The organism is Achromobacter sp. DMS1, from assembly GCF_001270295.1.
On record NZ_LHSJ01000180.1, the window covers coordinates 1 to 8,625 of the forward strand.

At 65.9% G+C, this 8,625-nt stretch carries 9 protein-coding genes and 1 pseudogene; 2 read left to right on the forward strand and 8 right to left on the reverse strand.

The window, feature by feature from the left end; genetic code table 11:
* A pseudogene (locus tag AD428_RS26870) lies at positions 1-583 on the forward strand (GTPase); the annotation flags it as partial.
* 251 nt (positions 584-834) lie between these two features.
* On the opposite strand, the gene AD428_RS28230 reads toward AD428_RS26870, so the two are convergent.
* A complete protein-coding gene (locus AD428_RS28230) occupies positions 835-1,101 on the reverse strand; it encodes a hypothetical protein (RefSeq protein ID WP_053246154.1) in 267 nt (88 codons plus the stop codon).
* Between AD428_RS28230 and AD428_RS29640 the strand changes: the two genes are divergently transcribed.
* Entirely contained in the window at positions 1,042-2,238 is a 1,197-nt protein-coding gene (locus tag AD428_RS29640; protein ID WP_369798786.1) for a dynamin family protein, read from the forward strand. The two genes, AD428_RS28230 and AD428_RS29640, sit on opposite strands and share 60 nt — an antisense overlap.
* On the opposite strand, the gene AD428_RS18480 is transcribed toward AD428_RS29640, so the two are convergent.
* The 7 genes from AD428_RS18480 to AD428_RS18510 form a co-directional block, all read right to left on the reverse strand.
* Positions 2,156-2,806 carry a DsbA family oxidoreductase gene (locus tag AD428_RS18480; protein WP_053246157.1) on the reverse strand — a complete coding sequence of 217 codons (651 nt, stop codon included), beginning with the start codon at positions 2,804-2,806 and terminating at the stop codon, positions 2,156-2,158. The two genes, AD428_RS29640 and AD428_RS18480, sit on opposite strands and share 83 nt — an antisense overlap.
* A 142-nt stretch (positions 2,807-2,948) precedes the next feature.
* Positions 2,949-3,356 (reverse strand): DUF2501 domain-containing protein, encoded by a 408-nt coding sequence (locus AD428_RS18485; protein ID WP_053246158.1) that lies wholly within the window; start codon positions 3,354-3,356, stop codon positions 2,949-2,951.
* 334 nt (positions 3,357-3,690) lie between these two features.
* Complete coding sequence (locus AD428_RS18490; protein ID WP_053246159.1) at positions 3,691-3,876, reverse strand: hypothetical protein; 186 nt, start codon at positions 3,874-3,876, stop codon at positions 3,691-3,693.
* A gap of 52 nt (positions 3,877-3,928) precedes the next feature.
* Positions 3,929-4,240, reverse strand: coding sequence for a DUF3325 domain-containing protein (locus AD428_RS18495; protein ID WP_053246160.1), 312 nt, complete (start codon positions 4,238-4,240; stop codon positions 3,929-3,931).
* Positions 4,233-5,915 (reverse strand): PepSY domain-containing protein, encoded by a 1,683-nt coding sequence (locus AD428_RS18500; protein WP_053246161.1) that lies wholly within the window; start codon positions 5,913-5,915, stop codon positions 4,233-4,235. The genes AD428_RS18495 and AD428_RS18500 overlap by 8 nt, the downstream gene beginning before the upstream one ends.
* Positions 5,916-5,930: 15 nt before the next feature.
* Positions 5,931-6,194 carry a hypothetical protein gene (locus AD428_RS18505; protein ID WP_053246162.1) on the reverse strand — a complete coding sequence of 88 codons (264 nt, stop codon included), beginning with the start codon at positions 6,192-6,194 and terminating at the stop codon, positions 5,931-5,933.
* A 53-nt stretch (positions 6,195-6,247) separates the two neighbouring features.
* A partial coding sequence (locus AD428_RS18510; protein WP_082308490.1) for a TonB-dependent siderophore receptor occupies positions 6,248-8,625 on the reverse strand: 2,378 nt, incomplete at its 5' end.

Below are 8,625 nucleotides of genomic sequence, written 5' to 3' on the forward strand. Positions count from 1 at the left end.
CAGCCTGCAAAAGCTGGCGGCGCGGCAGGCCGACGAAACGGCAACGCTGCACGCCGCGCAGCGCCGGCAGCGAGAAGACTTCGACCGCGGCCTGCGCGCCGTGCTCGACAAGGCCGGCGCCGACATCGCCGCCCTGCTCGCGTCGCTGGGGCCCGACCGCGCGGCCGCGCCCGACTCCGCCCAGGACGCCTACGCGCTGACCCCGGGCAAGGCCGAACGCAACAAGCTCCAGATCGGCTATTCCCGCGCCTGCATCGGCATCGACAGCTACCTGGCCAGCCACGGCGTCGCCGGCATGCCCGGGGCCAGCCGGACGCCCGCGCGCAGCCTGAACTCCGTCATGGCCGCGGTGCTGGGCGTGTCGGTCAAATTCCGCAAGGACTTGCGCCGCATGTTCTGCGAGCCGGCCGGCCGCTTGCGCTTGCAGGCGGATTTCACGCACTACTATGAGCTTTCGGACGACCGGCAGGCGCTGGCCGCGCGGATCGCCGAACTGGACGCGGCGCAGGCCGACACGCGGCGAGCCCTCGACGCCCTGCACGCCCCTGCCCTGCGCGGCATGCATGCCCGGGACACGGCATGAACGATGAAGCGCGCTTCATCGCCGGCACCGACCTCGCCGATGCCGTCGGGCCGGACAGCCGGGCCGCAACGCAGGCCCTGCGCGAGTGGCTCGCGCAGTTTCAGCACGCCCTCGCCGGCCATCGCCTGGACAGCGCGTGGCCGCAGGCCCAGGCGCCGCTGGCGCGGGCCGCCCGCGCCCTGGATGCCGGACTGCGGCGCCTCGCGGGAACCTGGACGGCGGGGCTGGCCGAACTCGAACCCGCCCGCCAGCTAGCCGAGTCCTGCGCCGGCCAGATCATGCTGCTGGTGTTCGGCAAGTTCAATGCCGGCAAGAGCTCCCTGTGCAACTTCCTCGCGCAGCGCCACAGGGCCCACGGGCGGCAGGTCCGCTTCTTCCACGTCGGCCCCGATGGCGTTTGCGACAGCGAAACGCCCCTGCGGGAAGGCGCCACCGAAACCACCCGGCGGCTGCAAGGCGTGCGCCTGGGCGACAGGCTGGTATTGCTGGACACCCCCGGCCTGCACTCCGGCGAACAAGCCAACGCCGCACTCACCCGGCGCTACCTCGACAGCGCCGACGGCGTGCTGTGGCTCACCGGTTCATCCTCGCCCGGCCAGGTCCGCGAACTGGACGACCTCGGGCGCGAACTGCTGCGCCGCAAACCCCTGCTGCCCATCATCACGCGCAGCGACTGCTACGACGAAGACGAAGTCGACGGTGAAATCCGGAAAACGCTGTGCAACAAATCGGCGGCGGACCGCGACCTGCAGCAGGCCGACGTGGAAAGCCGCGCCCGCGGCAAGCTGGCCGAACTCGGCGCCGACCCCGGGCTCCTGAAAACGCCGGTTTCCATTTCGGTCCGCATGGCCTCGGCCCAGACGCCCGCCGCCATGGCCGAAGCCGGCTTCGATGCGCTCTATGCCGCGCTGCGGGCCCTTATCCAGCCCATGCTGGCATACAGGCAGCGCAAGCCGGCCGAGATGCTGCTGCACTACCTCCAGGAAAACGTCGCCGGCCCGATCGCGCGCGACATCCGCCCGGGCCTGGACGCCCTGCGCCGGCAGGCGCAGGCCGCGCTCGCCTGGCAACAAGACCAGCGGACCCGGCTTGCCGAGGCCAGCCTGCGCCGTATCCTGCCCGCCCTCCCGGCGCTGCTGGACAACCCGGCGGCCGACTTGCCGGCCCAGCCTGGCGCGCATGACGCTGCAAGCCTACGCCGCCGTCGCCGCCGAGGCGCTGGCCGACTACCGGATCGACATCCCCGCCGCCCTGCCCCATCCGCCTCTGGACCGCCACGCCGCCCGCTCCGATCCCTGGCAGCGTTATTCCGACGTCAAGACCGGCCTGCGCGCGAGCCTGCTGCGGCTGGAAAAAAACAGCCTCGATCAATGCCACGGGCAGAGCCGGGCATTCCTCGAAACGCTGGAGGCGCTCGACACGGCTTTGGAGGCCGGCCTCACCCGGCTGGCCGGACTGGCCCGGCGCCTGCGCGAGGAAGGCGCAGCCTTGCCCCGGGCGGAAAACGCGCCGGCTGCCGATTGATCCGTCGCCAGGAAAGACGCGGACGCCCTCGCCCCGGCAGACCGGCGATCAGCCTTCCGCCGCCACCTGGCGCAGCACCTGCTCGTACACGTCGGGAGGCTGCCCGCCCGACACAAGATACTTGTCATTGATGACGAGAGACGGGACCGATGAAATGCCGCGACTGCGCCACTCGGCCTCCTCGGCCCGGACCTCTTCCGCATAACGCCCGGAGGCCAGCACCTCGCGGGCCTCGGCTTCGTCCAGCCCCGCCTCCCCGGCCGCCCGCGCCAGCACCTCGGGGTCGCGGGTGTCCAGGTTCTCGTGGTGATAGGTTTCCAGCAGCCGCTTCTTGAGCGCGATCTGCCGCTCCTGGCCCTGCAGGCCCGCCCAATGGATCAGGCGATGCGCGTCGAAAGTATTGTAGGAACGATTCTCGTCGGTCATGCGCATCGGCATGCCGACGGCAGCGGCGCGCTGCTCGATGACCTGCCGGTTCGCCTGGACGCGCTCCCGCGTATAGCCATACTTCTGCATCAGGCGCTCGATGGTGTTCTGTCCGCCCGGCGGCATGTCGGGGTTCAGCTCGAACGGCCGGAAATGCAGCGCGATCTCGGCCGCGCCGTCCAGCCGACGCCACGCTTCCAGCAAGCCGCCCAGGCCCACCGCGCACCACGGGCACGCAACGTCGGACACGAAATCGATCTTTATCTTGGCCATGGCGTTCTCCCCGAGCGGCAAAAAAGCCTGGAAGGCGGCCAGGCCCCGAGGCTCCTGTTATAGCCGGAAAGCGAAAGCCGGGCCCGATCTGCCGCCTCCCCCGCCCGCCGGGCCCTTCGTCAGGCCCATGGCATCGCGGCGTTCAGAGCAGCGACTTCCCGTATTCCAGCACCTGGTCGCAGACCTTCTCCCTCAATTGGGCCTGGAGGCCGCCGCCGCTGAGGTCGAGCTTCTGGCTGCTCTGGCCGCCCAGCACACCGCCCAGTCCTTCCTGGTAGCCAGGATCGGCTTGCGCTTTCTCGTCTCCGCCCAGCTTGCCCAGCAGTTTGTCCTTGACGCTGGAAGCATCGCCGCCCAGGTAATTGTTCTTCGCGCAGTATCCGAGCACGCCGGCGATGTTGCCCGTGCCGACCGAGCCCAGGTCCGGCACCGCTGCCGGCATGGCGCCGCCGCCCACGGCGCCCTTGACGGCATCCAGCAATTGGGCGTGCGCGCCGGCGGTCAGCAGCAGGGCAGCGCAGGATACAGAGAGAGGACGGAAGAGGCGCATCGGAAGACTCCTTTGAAAAAAGCAGTCTCACTATAAGTTCATATCGAGGTCACGCCAGCCTACCAGACGTCATGAATTGCAAGCACCTTTGCCGTGGCCGCGAGGCAGCCAGCGCCTCCCTTGCGGCTGCCGCGCCGGATGGTGTTGCAGGCAGCCGGATGCGAACCGCGCCCTCCGGGCGCTGCGCCGAAAAGAAAAAACCCCGTGGACGCCGGGTTCTACGGGGTTTTGTTTTCCAGGGCCTGCCTGGACGAATTCCTGGCGGAGGGGGGATCCATATTTTAATTTTTCTTTATATAAATCATATGGATAAAATAAAAATGAATACCGTACTTTAGAAGTTCGCTGAATACAGGCCGAGGCCGCTGCGCATGCCGGCAAGCATCAGCCAGGCGCCCGCGCCGAACACGATGAGGAGTTCGCCGGGGAAACCGGGGCGCTCCGCGTCGATCCGGCGCAGCCGCTCCTGCGGCGGTTCCGGCACGTTGCGGGAGGTCGGGACGGCGTCTGTGGTCGGCATGGGGCGTTCCTCTCTTTCGAAGACGCCCGGGGTAGCGCAAGTCCCGTGCCGGCTAGGGTTTCCCGGCCAGCAAGCCGAGCCAGCGCGCGCGCCATGCAAGCGTAAAGGCGACGGAAAGGGCCGATCCCGCCAGGACCATTACCCATACCAGCGCCGCCATCGACGCATGATCGGCCGCGAGGCACAACCCCAGCGACACGGACAGGGCGAGGACGCCCAGCCAGCGCAGGGCCGATCGGGTCCGGGGCGGGCACGGCGCGTCGCCGCAGGCCTGCTCCCAGTGGACCGGCATCGCCAGGGCCAGCCAGCCCATGCCGGCCACGGCGCACAGGATGGCCGCCAGCAGTATCAGCCCGTCAGGCATGGGAGGCACTCTTGCGCTTTTCCGAGGACACGCCGGCTTCAGTCTTGGCGCGGCGCTTCAGCCTCGCCGCGACCAGCGCGGCAGTCGCCGCCGATGCCAGCAGGAACATATCCACGCCAGCCACCGGCCAATACCGCTCTCCCACCGTCTTCAATAGATGGTCTCCAGTGCTCAGCCAGTTCAACAACACGGCCGCCAGGGCCAGCACGGAGATGGCCTGGCATTGCTCGCGCCACGCCGGGTTGGTTCTTCCCTGGGCCACGAACCTGGATCGCCTGAACGCGTGCGCCATTGCAAGCGCCCAGGCTCCCCAGAACAGATGCTGTTCCAGGGCGCCGCGCTCGGGCCATCCCGCGGGCAGCGTCTCGGGCAGCAGCCGGTTGGCGATCAATATGCTCAGCGTGGCGACAAGCATGCCCGTGACTGCGGTCACCGCCATCGCATCGACCACGCGGCAACCGCGGCTGCCCGTCTCGGCATGCCGCTTTTTTCGTTTTTCCACGAAGAACAGCAGGCCCGTGGCAATACAGGCGCAACCCGCCAATCCACCCAGCACATACAGCCATCGCAATAGCCAGTGGCGGAAATGCTGCAAATGCAAGCCGGTAAGAAACTCATTCACGCTGTCCACTGCGGAAGGGCTCGGATCCTCGCGCAGCACTTCGCCGGTCGCCGCCCTGAAATGCACGCCTTCGCCAGTCAGGGCGATGCGATCGGTGCCGGCCCGGTAGATGCTGACATAGCCGTTGGCATCATAGGGGAACTGCACGGCCAGAAAGCCCACCTCGCCCGCCATGCCTCTGCCGGCCCAGCGGCGCCGGGCTTCGGCCACCATGGAGTCCACCGACGCCAGCGGCGCGGCGATCCCTGCCCGTTCATGAGGCAGGCCCGTTTCGTCGGCTTCCCGCTGCTCGCTGAATTCATGCAGCGGTTCGAGCTGGGTATGCGTGACGGGAAAGTAAATGCCGGCGAAGATCACCAGCCCGGTAAAGGCAAAGAAGAAATGGAACGGCAGCGCAACCACGCCGGTCAGGTTGTGCAGATCCAGCAGGCCGCGTTGCGTGTTCTTGCGGGGCCGGAAGGTGAACAATTCGCGGAACAGCTTGCGGTGCATGACCACGCCGCTGACCAGCGCCGCCAGCATCGCCAGGGCGGCCAGCCCCACGATCCAATAGCCCACGCCTTTCCAATACCAGGTCAGGCTGTAGTGCAGCGGATAGAAAAAGCTGCTGCCGATCTTGAGATGGTCGTCGGGCAAGCCGGCGCCCGTGCGCGGGTCGATGGTGCGCCGCGCCCAGATCGTCGTGTCCGGCTTCTTCGCATTGGGCACTTCGTAACCCACAAACAGACCCAGCACGGGGTCACGGTGGGTGGAATAGAATCCCCAACGCTTCGGGACATCGAAGCGGTCGGGCAGCGGACCGTACACCTGGTCGCGCATGCGTTCGCGGCGGTCGGCCGAGGGTTGCATGCTCTCCAGGTTCGGCTTGAGCATCTGGTCGAACGACGGCATGGGCTGGGGCGCGAAGCGCGAGGAGGGAATGGCCCAGCGGTCGATTTCGCGGTCGAACACCGACAAGGCGCCGAAGAAGAACACAACCATCAGCACGAAGCCCAGCACCAGTCCGAACCATGTATGCAGCCAGGCCATGCTGAGGCGAAAGTTCTGAAACATAGGCAGCTCCGGCGCTCAGGCGAGCGTGAGGTATTGCACGAGTGAAGCCGCGCCTGCCATCAAGGCGCCGCCGCCGGCCAGCATGGTCCAGACGCGCGCCAACCCTCGCGCCGAGAAGGCCCACAGGAAGACCGCGAGAAAAACCAGAAAGCCCAGGATGTAGCTGAGGTGCTCGGCATCATGGAACTCCATGCCGGCGGCGAACAGCCCGGCCACGCCCAAGGAGATGAACCCCCAGGTAAAGGCGTAGCCGCCGAGCAACGCGGCGGCCACGCGCATGCCTGGAATCCAATACCTGGCTGAGCCCTCTGGATCTCGCATCGAGGTTCTCCTCAGAACTGATATTTCAACGTCAGCATCGCGTTGCGGGTAGGGGCATAGATGCCGGAGTAGAACGTGGTATCCAGGCCCTGCAGGTATTTCTTGTTGAACACGTTATTGACGTTCAGGGTGGCGGAAAGCTGGCGATTGAAGTCGTAACGGGCCATCAGGTTGGCCACCACGTAGGATTCCTGCTCTCCGTTCAGGGTGACGCCGGGCAAATCCCAGGTCGTCGCGGCGTAATGGATACGGCTCTGCCAATTCAGCCCGCCGCCCACGGTCAGGCGGTTCCAGGCTCCGGGCAGGCGATAGGTAGTCCAGAGCTTGGCCATGTGGCGCGGGAAGATGGTGCGGATGGATTCACCTGCGGCATTCTTGGTGGTGCTGTAGCTGTAACTTAACGCCGCCTGCCAGCCGGGCGCGAGCTCGCCGTTGAACTCGATATCCAGGCCCGAGGTCTTTGCGCCCTTTACCGCACGATAGGCGGGCTCGTTCACGGTGCCCGGCACGGTCTGGCCCGGATCGGCCTCGGCAAGATTGTCCTGGCGAATCTGGTAGAGCGCGATGGCGCTATTGAGGCGTCCGCCGAAGAATTCGCTTTTCAGGCCGATTTCGTAGTTGTCGCCGGTACGAGGATCGAGTATCTCGCCATTGCGGTCGCGAGAGCCCTGAGGCTTGAAGATGCTGGTGTAGCTGGCATAGACCGAGTGCACTTCGTTCAAGTCATAAACGATGCCGGCATACGGGGTGACGACACCGCTCTCGCTCATTCTGGTGATCTTGTTGTTTCTCGCCAACGCTTCGGAGACATAGATCTGGGAGAGCTGGTAACGGTAATTGCTGAGCCGCGCCCCCATGATGATGGCCAGGTCATCCCGGGGTTTCAGGCGCAGCGCGGAATAGACGCCGTTCTGTTTTTGCCAGCCGTCGTAGTTCATGAGCTTTTCACCCGTTACGTTGGGGCCGGCAGTCTCGTTGCCCCAGTCGTAGATATTGACCCGGGTTCCTTCGATGCCCGCTCCCCGCATGGGGTCGTGAAAATTCTTGAATTCGGCCCAATTGAAACCGAGCACGAACTCATGTTCTCTTCCCAACAGTTCGAACGGGCCCTCGATTTGTACGTCGAACCCGATCTGTTCCTGTCTGGCGCTGCCCAGCGCGCCATAGAAGCGTACGCCGTCGCCAGTTTCGCGGTCGGGGAACCCCCAGCTGGCGTTTGCCGCGGAGTATTCGCGCGTGCCGTGCAGGTAATTTCCCGAGAATTTCAGCGTCCAATCGTTGGCAAACTTATGTTGCAGGTTCAGGAAAGCGTTGTAAACCTGGATCTCGTTTCGGTTCCACCGCGCCGCGGCATTGTCGGAAGCGCTGAAGTCGGTCTGCTTGCCATCGCTGTAGAACAGCGGCAGTCCGGTGGAGGATTGCCCGCGGGGATCGTTCTTCTGGTAATCCAGGCCCGCCGTCAATAGCGTGTTCGGCGTCAGGTCGGCCTCCAGGACGCCATAGAGCACGGTTTTCTTTTGCTTGTAATAGTCGATATGGGTATCGCCCTGCTCATGCGCGGCCACGAAACGTCCGCGCAACGTGCCGGCCTCATTGATCGGACCGCCCAGATCCAGTTCTCCCCGCCCGCGGCTCCAACTGCCCCCGCTAAGGCTGAAATATCCTTGAAATTCGCGCGTGGGTTTCTTGCGCACGAGGTTGATGGTCCCGGATGGATCGCCCGCGCCTGTCAGCAGGCCGGTCGCGCCGCGCAACACTTCCACGTGGTCGTAGATCGCCAGGTCCGCCTGGCTCTGAGGGATGTTCTGCGACACGATATCGGTTGCGGTAAGAACGCCGTCGAACTGGTAGTTGTCGATGTCATAGCCGCGCGAGAGTATTGAAAAGCGGCTGGCGCCGATGTTCTGCACGGAGATGCCCGGCGTCCGGTCCAGCAGTGCCTCGATGCTGTCTATCCCTTCGTCTTCAATTCGTTGCCGGGTCATGACGCTCACGCTTTGCGGCGTTTCACGCAGCGTCAGGGGCAGGCCCGTGGCGCTTGCGATGGGGCCATTCATGGCGTAGCTGTGGCTGCCCTCGGTGACATTCAACGAGTCGGCCCGGACCGTTACAGGCTCCAGCGTCGCCACGCCGCTCGCGGACGATCCGGGAATGCGCCGCAGCACAAACCCGCCAGCGGTGCCTGGCTCGGCCGCCAGTCCCGTCCCGGCCAGCAAGGCGTTCAAGGCCGCCTGCGCGCTCAGTTCGCCGGATACGCCGGGGCTGCGCTTGTCCTGGGCGAGCTCGCCGGCCCCCGCCACCAGGACGCCCGATTCGCCGGCGAAGCGCGCCAGCACCGAGCTCAATGGTCCCGCCGGAATGTCGTAGCGCCGCGGCGCTTCCGCGGTCC

Bases quoted from the DNA above. Each gene is read 5' to 3' on its own strand.
- AD428_RS18505 (WP_053246162.1), bottom strand. From the start codon at position 6,194: ATGCGCGTGGCCGCCGCGTTGCTCGGCGGCTACGCCTTTACCTGGGGG.
- AD428_RS18480 (WP_053246157.1), bottom strand. From the start codon at position 2,806: ATGGCCAAGATAAAGATCGATTTCGTGTCCGACGTTGCGTGCCCGTGG.
- AD428_RS18485 (WP_053246158.1), bottom strand. From the start codon at position 3,356: ATGCGCCTCTTCCGTCCTCTCTCTGTATCCTGCGCTGCCCTGCTGCTG.
- AD428_RS18490 (WP_053246159.1), bottom strand. From the start codon at position 3,876: ATGCCGACCACAGACGCCGTCCCGACCTCCCGCAACGTGCCGGAACCG.
- AD428_RS18500 (WP_053246161.1), bottom strand. From the start codon at position 5,915: ATGTTTCAGAACTTTCGCCTCAGCATGGCCTGGCTGCATACATGGTTC.
- AD428_RS18495 (WP_053246160.1), bottom strand. From the start codon at position 4,240: ATGCCTGACGGGCTGATACTGCTGGCGGCCATCCTGTGCGCCGTGGCC.